Source organism: Streptomyces sp. NPDC046859, from assembly GCF_040645135.1.
Classification (GTDB): Bacteria; Actinomycetota; Actinomycetes; order Streptomycetales; family Streptomycetaceae; genus Streptomyces.
Window position 1 is genome coordinate 1 of the sequence record NZ_JBEYXR010000033.1, and the last position, 19,647, is coordinate 19,647.

At 73.3% G+C, this 19,647-nt stretch carries 13 protein-coding genes; 4 read left to right on the forward strand and 9 right to left on the reverse strand.

Annotated features, from left to right (window positions below):
• The 5 genes from ABZ899_RS32150 to mobF all read right to left on the reverse strand — a co-directional run.
• Positions 1-314 (reverse strand): cell wall hydrolase (locus tag ABZ899_RS32150; RefSeq protein ID WP_361353105.1); only part of this gene is annotated, 314 nt, incomplete at its 3' end.
• 149 nt (positions 315-463) lie between these two features.
• Positions 464-1,630 (reverse strand): MFS transporter, encoded by a 1,167-nt coding sequence (locus tag ABZ899_RS32155; RefSeq protein ID WP_361353108.1) that lies wholly within the window; start codon positions 1,628-1,630, stop codon positions 464-466.
• 459 nt (positions 1,631-2,089) lie between these two features.
• Entirely contained in the window at positions 2,090-3,652 is a 1,563-nt protein-coding gene (locus ABZ899_RS32160; RefSeq protein ID WP_361353111.1) for a hypothetical protein, read from the reverse strand.
• Positions 3,653-4,201: 549 nt separating this feature from the next.
• Positions 4,202-5,458: a VWA domain-containing protein gene (locus tag ABZ899_RS32165; RefSeq protein WP_361353114.1), complete on the reverse strand. Its 1,257-nt coding sequence runs from the start codon at positions 5,456-5,458 to the stop codon at positions 4,202-4,204.
• Positions 5,459-5,578: 120 nt separating this feature from the next.
• A complete protein-coding gene (gene mobF, locus ABZ899_RS32170) occupies positions 5,579-10,270 on the reverse strand; it encodes a MobF family relaxase (RefSeq protein ID WP_361353117.1) in 4,692 nt (1,563 codons plus the stop codon).
• A 495-nt stretch (positions 10,271-10,765) separates the two neighbouring features.
• Between mobF and ABZ899_RS32175 the strand changes: the two genes are divergently transcribed.
• Complete coding sequence (locus ABZ899_RS32175; RefSeq protein ID WP_361353120.1) at positions 10,766-11,437, forward strand: hypothetical protein; 672 nt, start codon at positions 10,766-10,768, stop codon at positions 11,435-11,437.
• A gap of 855 nt (positions 11,438-12,292) precedes the next feature.
• On the opposite strand, the gene ABZ899_RS32180 is transcribed toward ABZ899_RS32175, so the two are convergent.
• The 4 genes from ABZ899_RS32180 to ABZ899_RS32195 form a co-directional block, all read right to left on the reverse strand.
• Complete coding sequence (locus tag ABZ899_RS32180; protein ID WP_361353123.1) at positions 12,293-13,069, reverse strand: thioredoxin domain-containing protein; 777 nt, start codon at positions 13,067-13,069, stop codon at positions 12,293-12,295.
• A gap of 115 nt (positions 13,070-13,184) precedes the next feature.
• Positions 13,185-13,706 (reverse strand): hypothetical protein, encoded by a 522-nt coding sequence (locus tag ABZ899_RS32185; RefSeq protein ID WP_361353125.1) that lies wholly within the window; start codon positions 13,704-13,706, stop codon positions 13,185-13,187.
• Positions 13,707-13,961: 255 nt separating this feature from the next.
• Positions 13,962-14,297: a hypothetical protein gene (locus tag ABZ899_RS32190; RefSeq protein ID WP_361353128.1), complete on the reverse strand. Its 336-nt coding sequence runs from the start codon at positions 14,295-14,297 to the stop codon at positions 13,962-13,964.
• A 191-nt stretch (positions 14,298-14,488) separates the two neighbouring features.
• Positions 14,489-14,962: a hypothetical protein gene (locus ABZ899_RS32195; RefSeq protein WP_361353130.1), complete on the reverse strand. Its 474-nt coding sequence runs from the start codon at positions 14,960-14,962 to the stop codon at positions 14,489-14,491.
• A 531-nt stretch (positions 14,963-15,493) separates the two neighbouring features.
• Here ABZ899_RS32195 and ABZ899_RS32200 point away from each other — a divergent pair.
• From ABZ899_RS32200 to ABZ899_RS32210, 3 genes are all read left to right on the forward strand, one after another.
• The gene (locus ABZ899_RS32200; protein ID WP_361353133.1) at positions 15,494-16,072 is read left to right on the forward strand and encodes a sigma-70 family RNA polymerase sigma factor; all 579 of its coding nucleotides are present in this window, start codon (positions 15,494-15,496) and stop codon (positions 16,070-16,072) included.
• 353 nt (positions 16,073-16,425) lie between these two features.
• Positions 16,426-17,295: a hypothetical protein gene (locus tag ABZ899_RS32205; RefSeq protein ID WP_361353136.1), complete on the forward strand. Its 870-nt coding sequence runs from the start codon at positions 16,426-16,428 to the stop codon at positions 17,293-17,295.
• A gap of 662 nt (positions 17,296-17,957) precedes the next feature.
• Positions 17,958-19,647 (forward strand): NB-ARC domain-containing protein (locus tag ABZ899_RS32210; RefSeq protein ID WP_361353139.1); only part of this gene is annotated, 1,690 nt, incomplete at its 3' end.

The following is a 19,647-nucleotide window of genomic DNA, read 5'->3' on the forward strand; positions in this document are numbered from 1 at the left end:
CCGCTGCGCGACTTCGTGCCGAGCTTCAGCTTGATCCAGCTGCCCTTGGTGGCGATCTTCTTGCCCCAGTCGTTCTTGTACAGCAGTCCGCGCGAAGGGTAGTTGGTGCCGGCGCCCGTGCGGAAGTTCACGCCGTTGGCCTGGTAGACGTAGTAGTAGACCTTCGGCTTGCACGGCATGCCCGCGCGGGCCTGGGCCTGGGTGGCGGCCGGCGCCTGGGCGAACGCGGACGGGGCCGCACCCACGGCGAGCGCGGCGGTCGCGGCGAGCGCCACGGCGGGAACGGCGCGGCGCAGGACAAACGGAAACGACACAGCGGTCTCCTTGGTCGACGGGTTGTGCCACGGAGCCTTCAGCCCGACCGGGCCCCCAGACCGGTGAGCCGCCGGGGTGTGCCACGGCCCGGCACGGCGACCGTGGCCGGCGTGCCGGGAGACGGGAGCGCGAGCGGGCAGGGCTCGTCTCACACCGGTGTGGCAGCGGCAGCGGAGACGGCTGCGGGCGTGGGTGCGGTGCGGACGCACAGCAGCAGTGCGCAGCCGGCGGCGGCCGTCAGCGGGAGGGCGAAGTTGCCGCCGAGCGGCCCGGCCAGGGCGGTGCCGCCGGCCAGGCCGAGACGGATCGCACTGGCCATCCAGCCGACCGCCTCGGTCGAGGTGCCCGGCGGAGCGAGCCTGGTGACGGTCAGGGACGCCACGGTGAGCAGGGGGACGAACAAGGCGCCCGGCAGCAGCGCCAGGGCGAGGACGGCCTGGGCGGGTAGCGGTGCGAGCAGCGGAAGCCAGCAGGCCGCGTACGCGGCGCCCAGCCACATCAGGTGACGCGGCTGCGGGGCGGTGGTGGGCTGGAGGCGGGCGAACGCGGCACCGCCGAGCAGTCCGGCGGCGGAGAAGGCCGCGGGCAGCACGCCCGCCAGCCAGGACGCGTCCTGGCGCTGCGCCACGGCGATGGCGGCGACGTCCAGGGCCCCGATCGTCGCGCCGAGGAGGACCAGGGATGCCAGCAGCAGCCGCATCGCGGGTGGGCGCAGGACACCGGGCCGCTCCCGGCGCCGTGGTGCCGCCCGCCACGCGCGTGCCGGCGCGGCGGTGGCGAAGGCGAGGGAGCCGGCCACCGTGACGGCGGCCGCCGCGGCGAGGGCCGCGGCCGGGGAGAGCCAGGTGGCCACCGTGACGGCCAGGGCCGGGCCGGTGACGTAGACGATCTCCTGGGTGGAGGAGTCCAGGGCGTAGGCGGTGCGTACGTGGGCGTCGTCGGGCAGCACCGTGTGCCACAGCGAGCGCAGTCCGCCCTCCAGCGGCGGGCATCCCGCCCCTGCCAGGACCGCGCACCCGGCGGTCAGCGGCAGGTGGGCGGTACCCGCCACGGCCAGCGTGCCGAGCGCGACGGCGACCAGGGCGGCGCCGAGGCAGCAGGGCAGGAGCAGGCCGCGCAGGTCCGCCAGCCGTCCCAGCAGCGGCAGGCCGATCGCCGGGGCGATGCCGTAGAGCGCGGCCAGCACACCCGCGCGCGCCAGGGAGTGACCGTCCGCCTGTGCCGCCAGGATCAGCGCGACGGGCACCATGCCCAGCGACAGACGGCCGGTGACCGAGCCGAGCAGCAGACGGCCGCAGTACCGATAGCGCAGCACGGCACGGAAGGTCGGCGGGGTACGGGGCCGCTGCGGCGGGTCTGCCGCCGGAGCGGGCAGGGGTGGCGGCTGCGGTGCGCGGGGCGGCGCGCTTGTGGTGCGGGGGACATCGCGGACCTGGGCATGGGCCATCGCCTGCCTGCCTCTGCAAGAGGGGGGATCGTGGGGTGCGGAAGAAGACCGCCGCCCGTGCGCCGAGGCCCAAGGGGCAGGCGGCGGCGTACAGGCGGCGCCGGCGGCGAAGGAGGGGCAAGCCGCCAGGCGAGAAGCCCAACAGGCCCACGACGGCGCACTCAACGCCGCCTCCGGCGAGGCGGACGGCCGCTGCCGCACCTCCCGTCCCCTGGCCCGGTCATCGGCCGGGTCAGTCCGTCACGCGACGCCATCGGGTCACTTCAGCCGCAGCGGCGGTAGCTGCGGGGGCGTCGATCCGTGGGGCGGCGGGCGGATCAACGGCGCTCAGGATCCGGGTCCGCGGTTCACCCCGGAAGCGGCGGGCCCGGCGGCCAGGGCCTGGGCGTGGGCGGCGTCGTGGCCGGTGGGCGCCGCCTGGCCTGCTGCGGCCGGGGCGACGGGGCGGGTCATCGCCTCCTGCAGGCGGGCGCGGATGTCCTCCTCGTCGAAGGGGGAGTCGGCGGCCCGGGCGTGCTCCAGTGCGCCGAGAGCGCGGTTGAGCAGATCGCTCTCGGCGCCTGTGGTGGCGCGGCGATGGGCGGGGACGGGCTGCTGCAGCTGGTACTGGATCTGGCCCTCCAGCGTCTCGGCTGCGCGCTCCAGGGTGCCGAAGGCCTCGATGAGGCGGCTGTGGGTCCGGGCGGCGGGAACCGGCGCGAGCGCCTCGGGCAGATCACGCGGCACGGGAGCAGGGAAGGCCAGGCGGCCGAGCGCGTCGTGCACCAGGTGCAGTTGGGCCTCGCGGGCGGCCAGGTAGGAGGTGGCGGCGTGCAGCAGTTCCGGGTCGGCGCTGTCCTCGGCCGTAGTGGCGGCGCGTTGCGCGGCCAGGTCCTCGAGGGCGTCCTGCGCGGTGGCCGAGTTCTGCCGCCAGGCGGCGGCCGGGCCGCTGGTGGACAGGGCGCGGGCGGGGGCCGGGAAGGCGTCGAGGAGTTGCCGTGCCTCGCTCTGGCGGCCCGAGTGCGCGGCGGCGGTGTAGGCGCGGACGCTCTCGCGGGCCTGGGCCAGGTGCGCGGTACGCGCCTCGTCGAGGACTTTGCCAGTGCCCAGGAGTGCGCCGCCGGTTCGCCGGTCGCGCAGGTAGTCGGTGAGGTCGGGCTCGAGGACGGCCCGCAGTTGCTGGGCGTGCGCATCACGCAGCGCGATCTGGTCGAGCAGCCAGTCGGCCATGGCCGCGAGGGCCGGGACGTCGGCGGCCAGGGGCTCGACCGCGTGCCAGTCCTCGATCAGCTCGGCGCGGGTGCGGTAGGCGAGCTCCAGGCGGTCGATCAGCTCGACGACCTTGAGTGCTGTGGTGACCACCAGGTCGGCGGTGGGATCGTCGAGTTCTCCGGCGCGCTGAAGGCTCGGGGTGAGGACGGAGGGCGGCGGACAGCCGGCCAGCGCGCGCAGGTGACAGGCCCAGGCGGCGGCCGCGGAGATCCACCCCAGTTCCAGTCCCTGCCGCGCCTCGGCGTTCCTGCGGTAGAACCAGCCGGCCAGTTGCTCGCTGAGACGGGCCTCGTCACCGGCCGGATCACGCATCAACTCGGCGGCCAGTTCGCCAGGGGTGTGCTCGCGCAAGGCACCGGACCCGGTCGTGAGGATGGCCAGGTGCCGTACCCCGTCGTCCAGTTGAAGCCAGCGACGCAGCGTCTCGGCTCGTCCGTGGGCGACCTCCTGCAAGGCGATGCGGGTGAGGCCGGCGCCCGCGCGGGCGATCCCGCTCTCCCCGACCCGGGGAACCCCCATGTCCTCGAAACCGGCCGGCTCACTGCCCCCGGCCACCCACACCAGGGCGTACGCGTCCGGGCCTCGCTCGGCCAGCCAGGCACGGAAGTCGTCAGGGAGGGGGCTGGGCTGCTCGCTCATCGAGGAGACCTTCGGCTCGAAAATGGGTGCCGCCCGGCCCATGGGGCGGCGGCTCGGCGGCAGCATGCCCGCGCCGATCACCTCCGCGGCCGGACCCTCGCAACAGGTCCGCCCGGCGGGAACCGAAAGGCGACCGACCTCAAGCGCGTCCCGCCAGACGGGACGAGGCCCGGGAAGAGAGGCGGGCGCGGGGCGCGGGGATCGAGACGCCCGGCGGCCGGCCACCTGCTCCAGGGAGGCCGTCGGCTTCGGTTTTCAGCGCCCCGGGGAGCCCGCTCCGGGCTGGGTGGATCGTTGAGGGGGCATGGATCGGAAACCAGCGCTCCAGAGCCGCGCCCCTCTCCCCCGAGCGGATCGAGCAACTGGCCGCCACCCGCCACCCCGCTCAGCCGCCCAGGCGCAGCTGGTGCGGAGTGGAGCGTGCATATGGCGTACGAATAGCGCACGAAATGCGTATGCGTTGGGTACTCTCGCAGTAGCGCGTCGAGCCGCAGGCCGAAGGTGGGCGCAGATCTTCGAGGGCCGGTGGCGGGAGGCGTCGCCGCGACCTCACGATCGCATCCAGGTAGCGAAGGCGTCGACCAGGCCCGTGTAGAACCTCTCGCCGGGTACCGAGCCCGGGTTCTTGCTGGCGTCATAGAACGCGACGTTGGTGAAGGTGGCAGAGGTGGAGGCGTTGAGGTTCTTGTAGAAGGCAAGCTTGCCGCGTCCGAATCCGACAAACAGCCAGAAGACTCCCAGTGAGGCAGTGTTCTGGAGCATGGAGCGGACTTCTGCCTTGTCCCAGGGTTCGTCACCGACCTGAGTCACGATGAAGGCGGGATCTGCAGCACCGGACTCCTGGTAGTGGCTGACCGCGCGGCGCATCGCATCGGCCACGTTGCCCCAGCCCCAGTCGACCTGGGTATGCAGCTGGCCGATGCGGCCCCGGTAGTTGTCCAGCCGGATCTCCTCCAAGAACGGCTCTCGCCCGCTGGAGAAGATGACGGGCACCGTGCCGTCGTCGTCGAGGTTGGCCGACAGGGCGAGGACGCGTTCGGCGAAGCCCTGCACGGCGAACGACTCGTACAGCTCCTCCATGTGCCAGTCATGGTCCAAAATCAGGTAGACGGCAGCTCTCCGTCCTGTCATCCCTCGGTCTGCGAGAACCTGACCGGCCTGTTGGGCGGGAGCCAGCAGGCCCGGAGCTTGCCGCTCCACCTTCGTCAGGTCGACCGCAGCGGCCGTAGCCGTGGATGTCTGCGCAGGGATCAGCGCGGCAGAGGGCTCGGGATCGACATCGACGCCGTAGTCGGTTGCCAGCCCCGCAAGGCCCGAGGCGTAGCCCTGTCCCACGGCGCGGGCCTTCCAGCCGTCACCGCGGCGGTACAGCTCCGCCAGGACTACGACGGTCTCTCCGGCCCCGAAGTCCGGCGCGGTGAAAGACGCAGACGGGGCACCACTCTGGGCAATCGTCAGCTGCGGTGCTCGGGTGAAGACGGCGCCTGGCTGCAGCGGGTCAGCGCTCACCACGACGACTACACGGTGCACGTCTGCCGGCAGACGAGGAAGTTCCACGGTGACGACCGGGCCCTCAATGGACACGCCGTCCTGGGCCGGATGGTTGTAGAAGACCAGGTCATGATCGCTGCGGACCTTGCCATCAGAGCCGAGCAACAGCGCGGACACGTCCGCCGAGAGCCCCTGCACCGCCACTGACAGCACCGTCCGCGCTGTCAGCACAGACACGTTCTCGCCCTTACGCAGCGACGTCGTCCGCATGCCCGCCCCCTGTTGATCACCGGACAAGAAACGGTAGTCACCCATACGCGCATCTGCGGCCACTTCGCCGCACTTGGCATGCATATCCTTCAGCTCACTGACTCTGGAACGGCATCTCGCACGGGGAGCTGTGGCGGGTCCGTGAGCCCGTGCGGTTACTCGCTTTCAGCGTCCCGGGGAGCCGGGGCCGGGCCTGGGTGTGCCGTCCGGGAGTTGCGGGTGCAGCGGCGAGGTGGGCGGCAGCAGGGCGGCGCGTTCGGCTGTGGTGCGGGCCCGGATCTGTTCCAGGCGGCGCTGGACGCGGGCGTGGGTGTACAGGTCGATCGCGTCGGTGAGGTGGTCCCATTCCTCACCGTCCAGACCCGCCGGGCGCGGGCCGAGCACGTCGGGGCCGGCACGGTGGCGGCGGCGCCGGTAGTCGCTGATCGCGGTCAGCAGCCGGGTGAAGGCCCGCTGTTCGTCCTCATCGTCCTCGCCGGGGGCGGTGATCTCCTCCATCCAGTCCTCGGGCAGTCGCTCGCCGGCGAGTACGGCGGCAAGTGCCCGCCGGGCGAGGCGGGCATCGAGCGCGGCGTAGGACGGTGGGGCGATGCCGAGGGGGTCGCGCAGGGCCGGGTGGTCGGGCAGCGGGCCGCCGAGCGGCGGCGCATCCAGGTGGCTGAGCGCGGCTTCGATCATGACGGAGGCGGGGGCGTCGGGCGGCGCCAGGTGAACGGGGCGGCGGCGTGCGCTCAGGGCGCGGATGCGGGCGTCGAGGTCGTCCCAGCCGGCCGCGTCGTTGGGGTCGGCGGGGCGCGGGCCCAGTCCGGGTGCGCCGGTGATGGCGTGGCGGGTGCGCCACAGCTCCACCAGGGCTGCGGTGGTGGCCCAGGCGTGGCGGCGGCGCGGGGCGCTGGTGGGCGGCGGAGTGCCGAGCGGGCGGGCCCAGGCGGGCGGGACGTTGGCGAGGGTGTGGCCGCGGTCGGCGAGCGAGCGGGCCAGGATGCGGTGGCGTTCGGCGAGGTGGGTGGCCCAGTGCTCGGGGGTGTCGGGGTGTACCAGGGCGTGGGAGTCGGCGACCCAGTCGGGTATCGGTGCGCGGTGGTTGGGGCGGTGCGGGGGGTGGTCGGGCAGGCGCTCGCGGAAGCGGAGCTCGGCGTGGACCTTGTCGCAGACGGCGTCGGCGCGGGCCAGCGCGGCCCGCGCAGAGTGCTGGCGGTCGGCCGTGGCGGTTCGCCGGGTGGCCAAGGTGCGGCGGATCGCGGCCAGCGAGGTGGCAGCAGGTGCGGCGGTGGAGGTGGCCCGCTCGCGCTGAAAGTCCTCCCGGGCGGCGTCGCGCCAGGCGAGGGCCCGGCGCAGCTGGGACTCGCGGGTGAGGGCGGCGATCATGTGGCGGGCTGTGTCGGAGAGCGGGGTGTTGTTCGTCTGGGCGCGGCGGATCTGGGTTCGCACCATGGCCAGGTGGGCGGCGAGCTCGTGGCGGGTCAGCTCCCCCATGGGGCGCTGGTCCCAGGCGGGGTGGGTGTGGCCGGCGCGGGTGGTGACGGGGGCGGGCAGGTGGGTGAAGGCGGCGTCGGCCGCCTTCAGCGCCTCGCGTGCGGCGGCCCGGTGGGCTGCGGCGAGCCGGGTGAAGGTGTGCAGCTGGGCCATGGTGAGGGCGGCCAGCGGCCGGGAACGGCCCTCCTGCTGGGCTTCGGCGGCGTCCTGTAGGCGCTGGCGCAGCCGCCAGGTCAGCACCGCGGACGGGTCGTCCGCGTCGCCCAGGCCGCGCCCGCGCGCGGTGTTCGAGAGCAGGCGGGGCAGGTCGAATCCGGCCCGTTCGGCGTCGTGCAGGGCGCGGATCAGGGCCGGGTAGGCGTCGGCGGCCATGAACATCGCGGCCCGCTCGGCGCCGAGGGTGGTTTCGAGCAGGCCGGTCAGCCGGGCGGTGGTGGCGCGCTCGGCGACGTCGGCGAACTCGGCCGACAGCCGGCCGGGCGCGGCACTCTCGCGCTGCAGGGCGGCGATCGACTCGGTCGCCGACAGCTGGGCGCGCCGCCTCGCGGCGATCTGCGCGAGGACGTCGTCGAGGCGGTCGCCGTCCTCGAGGGCGACGTAGAGGCGGTTGGTGCGCGCGCCGCGGGTCAACTGGACGTAGACGCCTTCACGGCTGGAGCGGGCCGAGGCGAGGGCGTGCGAGGTGTCCACGGTCATGCCCTGCGAGCGGTGGATGGTGGCGGCATAGCCGAGCTCGCACTGGGCGGCCAGATAGTCGGCGGGCAGACGGATGCGGCCGCGGTGCCGGGTGTGACGGACCACCGCCTCGCCGTCCGGGAGGAGCTTGGTGACGGTCCAGGTGTCGCCGTTCTTCACAAAGTCCCGGCCACCGCGCACGGTCATACGGCGGCGGTTGAGACGGGTGACGATGACATCGCCGACGTGCGCGCGCTGCCCGGCCCGCAACGGTGCTGCCCATTTGGTGTCGACGGTGCCGGCGGCGATGTGATGGGCCTGGGCGCGCAGGTTGAGCGCGGTCACCGTCGCGGTGTCGGCGGCCGTCATCAGCGAAGTGAGGCCCTTGCCCCGGTCTTTGGCCCAGGCGTGGAAGACCATGTCGCACATCGCCTCGTAGGTTCCGGCGACGATCCGGCCCTTGGCGCGGTACCAGTCGAAGACCTCCCGGGGCTGCTCGCCGTCGCGCAGGATGAGCGAGGCGTCGGCCTCCCCGGGGACCCGGAAGCGGTGCAGCTGCTCGAGTTCGACCGCGCCTCCGGCCCGGGAGATGAGTCTGAGGGCTCCGCCGGCCTCGACGGCGGCGAGCTGGTGGGGGTCGCCGAGCAGGCGCACCACCGCCCCCGCGGCCGCCGCATCGGCGAGGACCCGGTCGAGCAGGAGGGTGCCCGCCATGCCCGCCTCGTCGACCAGGACGACGTCGCCCGGACGCAAGCGGAAGCCCTCATCGACCGTCCCGCCGGCGGCGGCGTGGCTGCGCTGGTGCAGCCAGGAGTGCAGGGTGTGGGCGCGCCGCTCCAGGTCGCCGCCGAGGACTTCCGCCGCGCGCGAGGACGGTGCGAGCGGGACCAGCCGCCTGCCGGCCGCGTCCACGGCCCGCGCCACCAGCTTCATCGCCGTCGTCTTTCCCGCGCCCGCCGGACCGAGTCCGGCCAGCAGCAGCTCCTCGGAGCAGGCGAAGGAAGCGGCGAGCGCGCGCTGCCCGGCGTCCATCGGGCCACGGTTCAAAGCGGCGACGCGGTTGAACGTGCCCCGTCCGACGGGCGGGATCACGCGGGTGCGGGCGGCGGCCAGCAGCCGGTTCTCCGCGGCGAGCAGCGAGCGGGTGGTGTAGGTGGCCGAGCCGATGGGCCGGTAGATGCTGGTGCCGTCCGCGCGTTGCAGGTCGGGGTGCGGGGGGTTGATCTCGGGCGGGGTGATGTCCAGGCAGTCGGCGTCGGCGAGGACCTTCTCGGTGATCTCCTCCGCCGCCCGGGGTGGGGCGGTGGCCCCTGACAGGGTGCGCATCAGATACCGGCGCGCCTCGGCCAGCACGTGGCGGCGGCGGAACGTCGTACGCCGCTCGCTCACCGCGGCCAGGACCTCCTCGGCCGCCGCCGCGGCGTCGAACGCGGCCGGAGCGGGCCTCTCCTGCGCTGCGGCGCGGGCGGTGGCGAGCAGGTTGTCGACGGTCGTGTGGTCGGTGGCCGCGATCGCCCGGGCCCGCCAGTCGGCGAGGAGCGCGTCCAGAGATCGGGCTTGGCGCTTGGGCGGGCGGGTCTTCACGGTGGCCTGCCACTGCAGCCGGGTCCTTGCCGGCCGGGCTGGCTGGCGGCCGTGGCGGCGCCGGTAGGAGTCGAAGAGCGTGTCCGCCAGGGTGCGCACCGCGTGGGAACGCTGCGCGAACGCCGACCGCAGCCGCTGGTCGATGCCGACGATGCGCATCACGGGCCGCTGGCCGGGGGTGACCTCGACCTCCTCGGTGGCAAGGCCCAACCGGTCACAGACGAGTTCGAGGGAGCGCTGGTTGAACAGCTCGCTGGCGGCCACGACGTCGCGCAGCAGGAGGCGGGAGTCGAGGGTGCGCCAGCGCCCGTCGGGGCCTTTCACGCGCGGGGAGATCACCACGTGTTCGTGCAGCATCGGATCGCCCGCGCGGGACTCGTAGTGCAGGTAGACGGCGGCCAGCAGCCCCGGTTCGGCCCGCTGCTGGGCCACGCCGCCCGCACCGGTGCGCACCGCGAGGGAGTTGTGCTCGATCCAGTTCAGCGTCTCGGTGCGGGCCTGGGCCAGGGCCTGTAGGACGATGCGGCGTACCTCGGGGCCGCCGAGCGCGAACAGCAGCGAGAGTTCCTCGTTGGAGAAGGTGAGGTCGTATCCGGTCACGGCGCGGCGCTGCGGGCCGCTGCGGGCGGCCAGGTACCGGCCGAGCTCGGCGCCGTCCGCGGGGGTGCGGTGGTACTCGGCCTTAAAGGCGCGCGCCGCGCATCGCATCCGCACGTCTCGCGTCTCGGCCTTCGTCAGCGGGCGGCACAGATGCACGCCGACGCGCTCCAGGACCTGCTCGATCTCGCGGTCGAGCGGGGAGAGTTCGGCCAGGGCCGGCACCGCCGGCCCGAGTCGGGTGGCCTTCATCGCCTGCCTCGGTGAGGCGCCGGCGGCCAGGTGGCGGGCGGCGATCTCCTCGGCGTCGGGGTGCATGCCGAGCCCGAACAAGGCCCGCATCTGCGCGTCGCTCACGATCCCGGACAGGCCAAGAGCGCGGGCAGCCTGTCCGTGCCATACCCCCGGTGGCACCCCGGGCACGCTGGAGGACACCGCCGGCTCGGCGCCCCGGGCGCCGTCACCGCGGGCGAGATTGCGACGGTAGTAGCGCTCCCGCCCCGCGGTGAACGCGTTCGCAGTCATCCCCACCCCGCCAGAAGATCACCGCCGACAGGGCCGGTGCGGGCGAAGACCGGCCCCGGGCCGTGCACCTCCCAGGGCCCGAGAGACGACCTTCGAACGCGTCCCGCCGGAAGGGAAAACGCACCTCGAGCACGAGCAGGCGTCAAAAGTGCCAGAGGTGTACGGAGACCGACCCGCCACCGGCCGGCGACCACACCACCACACACCCACCACCCTCGACCCACCAACCCGGCACCCCGGGCCGTGCACACCACCGGCACCCATCGGCACCCGGGTTCCGGGCATCACCCCTGCCCACGAGCCGCCGCTGCCCGAGGGTTCCCTCCCCCGCTGCCGGGGCGTCGTCCCGTGAGCGGGACCGGGCGCGGCGACGGGCGTGCTACGGCCTGGGACCCGGGCGCTGTGGCCGCTCGGGCGGGGGCGGGGGCGGCTGAGACTTGCCGGGCGCGGCCTGCCGCAGGGGCGGGGCGCACGACGAGGCGGGAGGTGGTGGCTGTGGTGGCGTCGAGCCGGACCACGGGCAAGGGGAAGAACAGCGCGATGCTGGCGCGCCGGAAGGCGGCGATGGCGCGGGCGGCGGAGCGGATGGCCGAGCGGCGGCGTGAAGCGCAGGAGGCGGAGGCGCAGCGGTTGCGCCGGGAGGGGGCGTTCGACGAGCTGGTGGCCGACTTCGAGCTGGCGGTGGAAGACGAGGCGGCGGCCGTCGCCGCGGTGGAGGAGGAGATCGCGCGGGTCCAGGAGCGCGGCCAGGTGCGGATCGGTGCGGCGAGGGTGGCGGCGGCGCGGATCGTGCTGGCGATGGGTGAGGCCGGGGAGACGGTGGCCGGGTGCGCGCTGCGGCTGGGTGTGGGGGTGGAGCGGGTCAAGGAGCTGCGGCGCCTGGCACGCGAGGACCAGGGCGCGGACGATGCGGCGTTGGGGAAGGGGAGGACGGCGGCGTGGCGGGAGACGGCGGGCGGGCCGGGTGGGGAGCAGCGGCTCGATGACGGGTGCGCTGCGGGGCAGACGGGCACGGCTGCGCGCGGGGCGGGCGCGGTGTCGGCCGGGGCGGGCGCGGTGTCGGTCACCGCTCCCCCGGCCCCCGGGTCCGCTCAGGTCCGGTCCGCTCCATCGGGTGGCCCCTCGACCGGTGCGCCGGCCGGACCTTCCGAGGGCGCCGGGTGGTGACGCCAACGCGCGGCCGGGGTGGCCACAGTCGTCGCGGTGAGGTGCGGGCATGGAGCGGCCCCGGCTGCCGCGCGGGGCGGTGGCCGGGGCCAGAGGTGGGGGCGGGGGTGGGGGTCAGCCCTGCTGGGTCCAGGGGGCGGCGGGCCGGGGCGGGGCCGGGGTCTGCGGGGCGGGCGCCTGCTGCGGGGGTGGGTAGGCGGCGGCCGGAGCGGCGGGCTGCTGGGGCCAGGCGGAGGGAGCGGCGGCCGGCGGGGGCACGGCGGCCTGCGCGGGCGCCTGTTGGGGGGTGTGGCCGGTGAAGCGGCCCGGGGTCGACGTCCTTGAGGTAGACGGTGACGGTGGCCCGGTCGGCGACGAAGATCCGTTCGTGGATGCCGGGCGGGGTGAGGACCCACACCACGGTGTCGTCGCGGCGCTGGGTGCGGCGGATGAGCGGCGGGGGGAGGGTGACCTCCTCGGTGATACCGGTGTCCGGGTTGGTCTCGGGGACCGTGATGTGATCGACGGTGCTGAAGAGACCTGCGTACGCGGCGAGTTCGTTGATGGTGGTCTCGTACCTCACGGCGCCCCCCTTCGGGATGGTGGCCTGGGCCTTACGGGTTCGCTCGGGACGGTAGGCGGGCCGCAGTCCGGGTGGAGCACGCGGGGCGGGCGGGTGCCGGGGCGCGGGACACGGGCTGGGGTAGCGGAAGCACGGGACGGGAAAGCGGAGGCGCGGGACGGGAAACACCAGAAGCGGCCCCGCGCCGGACGGGTGTCCTGGGTGCGGGGCCGCGAAGGGGGGCGGGGCTAGGGCCTGTCCCGTCGATCATGCGCATACTCATCGGGGTTCGGCCTCGCCCGCGGCCGTCGGGCTCAGGACTTGGCGGCTTCGGCTTCGGCCTTCTCCTTCAGCGGCTTGTAGGTCACATCCCATAGGCCGGGGTTCCTGTGCAGGTCCGACACTAGGAGACGGAAGAGCTTCGCGTCGAAGTTGGCAAAGTACAGACCGCCGTCGATGGTGTGGCCGTTGACGACGATCGTGGGTGTGCCGGGGCCGATGGGATCGTCGCCGGTCTGCTGGTAGGCCTGTTGGGAGGCGGTGACGAACGAGCGGTACTTCATCGCCCTGACCGCCGAGTCGAAGGCCTCGTCGCGAAGCCCTGGAACCTCCTCGGCAAGCCTCAGCAGGCGCTCGGTGGTGAACCCGCCACTGCTCTCGACGGCAGCCTGGTTCTCGAAGAGCACCGCGTGGTACTCGACGAACTTCCCCTTCTCCAGAGCGGCACGCAGCGCGTTAACGGCTCGCTTCGAGCCGTCGCCGCCGAGCCGGTCGTCCTTGAAGGAAGCGAACGTGTATTCGGCCTTGATCTCCCCCGTGAGCAGCAACTTCTGGAGTGCCTCAGCGCCCGTCCGCTCGTACTCCTCGACGACAGGGCAGCGCGGATCCTCGTACACATGCACCGTCGAGCTGGCCGCAGGGTTCCCGACCACGATCGTCGTGCCGTCCTGGGCCCGCCGCTCCGGCAGCCGCTCGGCGGAGGTGTAGCGGTTCGTCTCGGCCCGCGCCCCGGGCCCACCCGGCGCGCAGCCAGCGAAAGCTCCTATGAGACCTACCGTGATGACTGCCCAGACCGTTCTGCTGATCTTCATCAGACTCCTATCCCACCCCTGTGAACGGGCGGACTCTACGCGTCCGATACGACAGTCGCATCATGGATTCAGGCGACGCCGGAGCATCACCGAGTGGTGATCGGCCGGACAGGTCCTAGCTGACGGTCGTGGTGAGGACCAGGCCCCCGTCCTCGCCGTCGTGGGTGACGTGGAGCAGGAAGCGGGTGGCCTCGTCGGGGGCGGTGCGCAGCAGGTCGATCACCCTGGGTCCGTCAGGGAGCGGCTGGGTCAGGTCGAGGGTTTCGTGGAGGTCCTCGCTGCCCAGGACGGTCGACGGGTCGGTGCCCGGTCCCCAGCCGTCGGCGTAGACGATGTGGTGCCAGCTGCCGTCCGCGTCGCGGGTGTTGGGGGTGGCGGTGATGCCGTTGCTCATGAGGAACGTGCCGTCACCCTTGATCCACCACAGGCGGGGACGGGCGTCGGTCTCGCCGGGGCCGAGCGCGTGCTCACGGGCGGCGACGGCCAGCTCGGCGACGGACCGGACCCTGTCGAGCGGGAAGACGAGCGTGCAGGAGCGCCGGGCGGGCGGCTGGTGGTCCTCGCCGAGGACGTCGCGGAGCAGGACGTCGAAGTCCTCAGGAGTGGCGGGGGTGGTGGGGGCGGCGGGTTCGGTCATGTCGGATCCCTGGCATCGGTCGGAACGGACGGGTGCGCGGGGCCACCCGACGGCGTAGGGGGCCGAGGGTGGCGCGGCGGGTCCGACCCTGGGGCGGCGGACAGTTAGCACGACAAGACGGGGACGGCTTCGGGGCGGGGCGGGGCGGGGGCTGGAGGCTGCTGCCCCCGCGCCGAGGGGCGTAGCGGGGGGTGGGGTACGCGGGCGGCCCCGTGCCGGGACGGGGGTGTCCGGGCACGGGGCGGTGGGGGCGGGTCAGCTGTCGTTCTCGGCGTAGAACATGCAGGCGGTCGGGATGCCGCGCAGGAGCTGCCGGGCGACGTCGGGTCCGGGGACCTTGACCTTGCGGGTGTTGTTCACGCGGTGGTCGCGGCGCAGGAACTCGGTGGAGCTCTCGTCGAGGAGGACGTCCAGGCGGGTGGTGGCGCGGCTGGCGGTGGTGGCGCGGCTGGCGGGGTCGGCCTGGGTGATGCCGGTGAGTCCGTTCAGACAGGCGGGCGAGATGCCGACGAGCCGGACGCGGCGGCCGGGCTTGATCTCCTCCGGGGCCGGAGCGGGAGTGAGGGGAACTTCTTCGACGGTCACGGTCATGGGGGCGGTTCGCCTTCCGTCGACGGGCGCCGCGAACCCCGGGGTGGGGCGCGGCTGGTGGCGTGAGCGTGCGAAGGCGCGGGGTTAGCCGGGCAAGCCCGGACGTTCGAGTGCTGCGCGCAGATGCGGGCGGCCCCTGCGCCCGGGCGAGTGTCCGGGCGCAGGGGCGGGGCGGTGCGGGGCCGGGCTGGTCAGTGGCGGTGGGTGGCGTCCGGGTCGGCGGGAGCGGCCAGGAGGGTGGGCTCGGCGACGGGCGTGAAGCCGTAGGAGTCGACGCTGAGGTGAACAGTCCGCGTGTCGGGGCCGGTGACCTCGACGACGTCGCCGACGGAGACGGAGCGGATGCGGGCGGGCCAGGTCCGGCCGTGGTCGTCCGCGCCCTGACGGTTGCCGACCTCGAAGGCGGCGTCGGCGGCGTCCTCGTGGCTGCGGACGCGGTCGATGGCGCGGAAGACCAGGCGCAGGGCGCTGCCGTCGCGGCCGGTGGCGGCGGCGAGCGGGTGGTGGGACTCGTAGCCGTCGAAGTTGTCGGGGTGGGTGTTCATGTAGACGGTGACGGCGTACACGGCCGGGACCGGGGCGGTACCGACGGCGGCAGCGGCAGCGGCGGCGGGGGTGTCGATGCGGGCGGTGACGGTCGAAGGGCGGGTCACAGTGGTCGTCACGGCACCAGCCGCAAACGACCCCTGAGACCAACTGGCGCGCGGAGGTGCTGAGGGACGTGCGGGCACACGAGTCCGCCGACAGCGAGTCGGTGCGAGCAGCAGTGCGTTCGTCTGCCGGGTGCCTGCCGTGTGCTGCAACCGAGTTGCAGCTGCGCTGGGCTGGGTGGGCGCGGAGTGAAGGTGGCTCCCCCTCGCATGCATTGTCCGCGAAAAGAATCTTGGTTCGTTTGTTCACGCGGGCGGCCTCTTGGGCCTCTCATCCATGGACGGCCGATCCGTCCGCCGTACGACGAGAGGATGGGGTGCGATGGATGCTGTCAGTGTGGTGGGGGTCGCGGGCCCGGCGCTTGCCGGCGTGTTTGCCGCGTACTTCCGCTATCGGGTGCTGCACGCACGGGCGGCTCGCAGGCACCTGGCCGAGGTGACGCGGGCGGCGGGGCCAGGTGGGCAGGTGTGCTTGACCGAGCGGCGGCGTGGGCGGTACATGCGGCTCACCGTGAGCCGTCGTGGAGGTGAGGGGGACGAGGCAGCGTGACGACTTCGGGGGAGCCCACGGACTTTGACCCGCCGGTGGACCTGTCCGTCGGCGGGGTCGAGGACCGGACTGCGGAACGCGCCGCCGTCGATGCGGAGTTCTCCGCCTTCTACCGGGCCGACTTCCCGCGTCTGGTCGGGTTCCTCATCCTGGTAGGTGCCGGTCGGGAGGACGCGGTGGACGCCGCCCAGGAGACGATGCGCACGCTCCACCAGAAGTGGGGCGAGGTACGCCACCCCAAGGCGTGGGCTCGTACGACAGCCCGCCGGGCGCTGATCCACGCGCTCAGCTCCCTCCGGGAGCAGGGCTTCGGGGAGCCGGCGGAACCGGCTGCTGCGCTTTTGGTGGGCGACCAGGCCATGTGGGAATCAGTCGAACGCGACGAGGTGTTGGCCATCCTGCGGGAGCTGCCTCCTCGCCAGCGGCAGGCGCTGGCTCTGACGTTCGATGGATTCAGTCCGGCGGAGATCGCACAGATCCTGGACGTGCCCGCGATTCAGGTGCGAGGCAACCTCGCCCGCGCGCGCCACACCGCGGTGAGGGTGCTCGGGAAGCGGAAGGGGGAACTCCAGTGACCACTCACGGGGACGAGCCTGGGCCCGCCGACCCGATCGACCGCGAGCTGACGCCGCACCATGAGGCGTTCACAGCGAAGATCGAAGCAGCGCTGGATGTCGAAGCCGGCCTAAGCGACATCCTGTTCCAGTCCCGTCATGAGGCGTTCACGGTGAAGGTTGAAACCGCTCTGGGCGTGGAAGCCGGCCTGCGCGACATCCTCAGGCCTCCCGCCCTCCAGACGCCCCCCAGCATCCCTCCTGCCGTTGCCCCACCTGTCGCCAACGCAGTCCCCGGCGGTAGGAGGTGGCAGGCCAGTCCGGCCCAGCGGCTGAAGCTGCGCAGCAACCCCCGCGTGGCGGCAGCGAGCCGCGTGCTGCATATCGTAGGAAACTGGGCCAGCGCCATCCCCCGCGACCTCGACCTCAACAGCGACCGCGCCGTCGACGTCCTCCGCGACCTCGACCGCGACCGCGACCGCGCCGTCGACGTCCTCCGCGACCTCGACCGCGACCTCGACCACGCCCGCGACTCCGACCCCGACCCCGACCCCGACCTGGCCCGCGCCCTCGACCGCGTCCGCGGCATCGCCGACCTTCACATCCTCACCCTTGACCTGGCCCGCGACCCCGACCTGGCCCGCGACCCCGACCTGGCCCGCGACCCCGGCCTGGCCCGCGACCACGCCCGCTTCAGCGCCCGCCTCCTCGCCCGCGCTCTCGACCACGCCGGCGCCCTCGACCACGCCCGCGCCCTCGACCCCGACCTGGCCCTCGACCACGCCCGCGCCTTCGACCACGCCCGCACCCTCGCCCGCACCCTCGTCCGCGCGCTGGACCCCGACCTCGCCCGCGCCCTCGACCTCGACCCCGACTTCCCCCGCGCCCTCGCCCTCGACCTCGTCCGCGCCCTCGTCCGCGCCCTCGACTGCGACCTGGCCCTAGCCCGATACTGGTGCCTGAAGATCATCAGTGACGAGTACACGCAGGCCGTCGGCGCGCCAGTGGCAGTGGACGAGGAATCCCTGGCGAGTCTCATGGACGACTTCACCACGGACGATCTCAGCAACGCGGATGTACGCGAGGACGACCCGAAGCTGACCGGAGTCAGGTGGTCGGACGGCACCACATGGCCCGCTTCCACCGACATCTACCGTCTCAAGCGGCGTTCCGATCGTCAGGAAGACGGATCCTGGATCATCCGTGCCGGCACGGGGAACGTACGCGAGAACCTCCTCACTTGACCGTTCCGCGACCACCCCTGGCGATCCCACAGGCCAGCACCCCGCATACCGCCCGGGACCGCGCTGGCTGCTTCATTTGCGGCTGATGACGATCCTGCTGGCTTTTATTCGGTCAAGGGGGAAGCACCGTCAGCCACGGCTTCGGCTACATCGACATTCCCCACTCCACCCGCGGCCGGGAACGCCAAGACGGCCGCTGCTGTCCTGACCAGCGAGCCGCCCACGCTGAGCCCGGGATAAGCCAGCAGGATCGTCATGAGCCGCAAACGAGCACCGTTCCGGGTGGGAGACGGTTTGCCGTGCCGTACTCGGAGCGGAAGCGAGTTCGCGGTGCAGCGCACGATCAGGCGCGGGTGTTCGCGACTCAGCGTTCTGGTTCGGTGGAAGTGGTGGCCGGGCAAGGGGCGTTGGGGGAATGATGCACATTCATGCAGATGCGGGGGCGTTGGGGGGCCGGGGCCGGGATTGCGCTGTGCGTGGCGGCCGGGGTGTGGCTGGTGGTTACGGCGGTGCGGGACGGTTGGGGCAGCGCTGACCCGGTGGCGAGTGTCCTGGGAGGGTTGGCCGGGCTGACTGCTCTGGCTGTCTCGCTGCGGACGCTGCCCGCTGCTCCTGCGGCTGCTGTCCGCCGTCCGCCTCCGCCTCCTGTGCCGGAGTGGTGGGTGGACCGGGACGAGGCTGGCGCCGTGATCGCGGCCGTGCTGCGCGGTACCCGTCGGCGGTGGGCCGGGGGTCCGGTCGCGATCACTGCGGGGCTGCACGGGGCCGGTGGCTTCGGCAAGACCACACTGGCCAGATACGTCGCCGCGCAGCGCTCGGTGCAGCGGCGATTCCCCGGTGGCGTTCACCTGATCACCATCGGACGGGATGTCCGCGGCCCGGCCGACATCGCGGCCAAGGTTACCGAGGAGACGCGTCGGATCACCGGCGACACCACCGAGACCGGTCCCTATCCCGAGCGCGCCGGAGAGCACCTCGGGGGTCTGCTCGCCGCACGGCCGCGCACCCTTCTGGTCATCGACGATGTGTGGGAGAAGGAGCAACTCGACCCGTTCCTGCGTGGCGCCGAGCGCACCTGCGTGCGGCTTGTCACCACTCGCAACCGGGAAGTGCTGCCGTCCGCGGCCACCCGCATCGAGGTCGACCGGATGACCGAGCAGCAGGCCCGGAAGCTGCTCACCCACCGGCTGCCTGCCGTGCCGCAGCCGCAGGTGGTGGAGTCGCTGGTGAAGGCGACGGGCCGGTGGGCGCTGCTGCTGGGCATCGCGAACCGTTTTATCGCCGAGCAGGCGGCCACCGGCGCCGACCCGACCGCCGCGGCACTCGCTCTGCTGCGACGGCTGCGCGCGCACGGACCTACCGCCCAGGATCCGCACGGCGTCGCCCAGGACCCGAACGACACCCTGGACCTGGACCAGCCGGAGCGCCGCAACACCGCGGTACGCGCCAGCGTCCGGGCCGCCGTCACCCTGCTGCAGCCCGCACAGGCCGAGCAACGGTTCGCCGAGCTCGGTATCTTCGCCGAGGACGAGGCTGTGCCCATCGCCCTGGTCGCGGCCCTGTGGCAGGCCACTGGCGGCCTCGACGAGACGGCCACCCGCTCGCTGTGCAAACAGATGGCCGACCTCTCCCTCCTCGGCCTCGCCCGCACCGTTCTCGGCGGGGCGGTCACCCTGCATGACGTGGTCCGCGACTACCTGCGCGCCGAATTGGGCGAGACCGGGCTGCGGGCCGCGAACGCCGCCCTGCTCGATGCCTTCGCCGCTACCCTGCCCCGCACCGAAACCGGAGCCACCGCCTGGTGGCACACCCCGTACGGCTACCTGCTGGACCACCTCATCGAGCACCTCCTGCACGCCGGTCGCGATGACGAGGCCAGCATGGTGGCGCAGGACTTCTTCTGGGTGCGAATCCGGCTGCACCAGCGGGGCCCCACAGCCGCCTGGCGAGACCTCGACCGCATCGGCCCTCCTACCCACACCCTCGCCCGGCAACTAGCCCAGGCCGCGCATCTGCTGACCCCCACCACCCCCGCCCACGCCCTCGACACCATCCTGCGCAGCCGCATCACCAACGCACCCCACTGGCCCGCACACGGCCACCCGTCGAGCACGTCACGCCTCATCAACCGCTGGCCGCCACCCGACCTCCCCGACCCCGCATTACTGCGCACCCTGACCGGCCACAGGGGCGAGGTGTACGCGGTGGCGTTCAGCCCGGACGGCACCCACCTCGCCACCGGCGGCACCGACAGCGCGGTGCGGATCTGGGATCCCACCACCGGGGCAGTCCTGCGCACCCTGACCCGCCCCATGGGCGAGGTGAGGGTGGTGGCGTTCAGCCCGGACGGCA

Coding starts and splice junctions, on each gene's coding strand:
- ABZ899_RS32190 (WP_361353128.1), bottom strand. CDS start 14,297: ATGACCGTGACCGTCGAAGAAGTTCCCCTCACTCCCGCTCCGGCCCCG.
- ABZ899_RS32185 (WP_361353125.1), bottom strand. CDS start 13,706: ATGACCGAACCCGCCGCCCCCACCACCCCCGCCACTCCTGAGGACTTC.
- ABZ899_RS32165 (WP_361353114.1), bottom strand. CDS start 5,458: ATGGGTGACTACCGTTTCTTGTCCGGTGATCAACAGGGGGCGGGCATG.
- ABZ899_RS32160 (WP_361353111.1), bottom strand. CDS start 3,652: ATGAGCGAGCAGCCCAGCCCCCTCCCTGACGACTTCCGTGCCTGGCTG.
- mobF (WP_361353117.1), bottom strand. CDS start 10,270: ATGACTGCGAACGCGTTCACCGCGGGGCGGGAGCGCTACTACCGTCGC.
- ABZ899_RS32180 (WP_361353123.1), bottom strand. CDS start 13,069: ATGAAGATCAGCAGAACGGTCTGGGCAGTCATCACGGTAGGTCTCATA.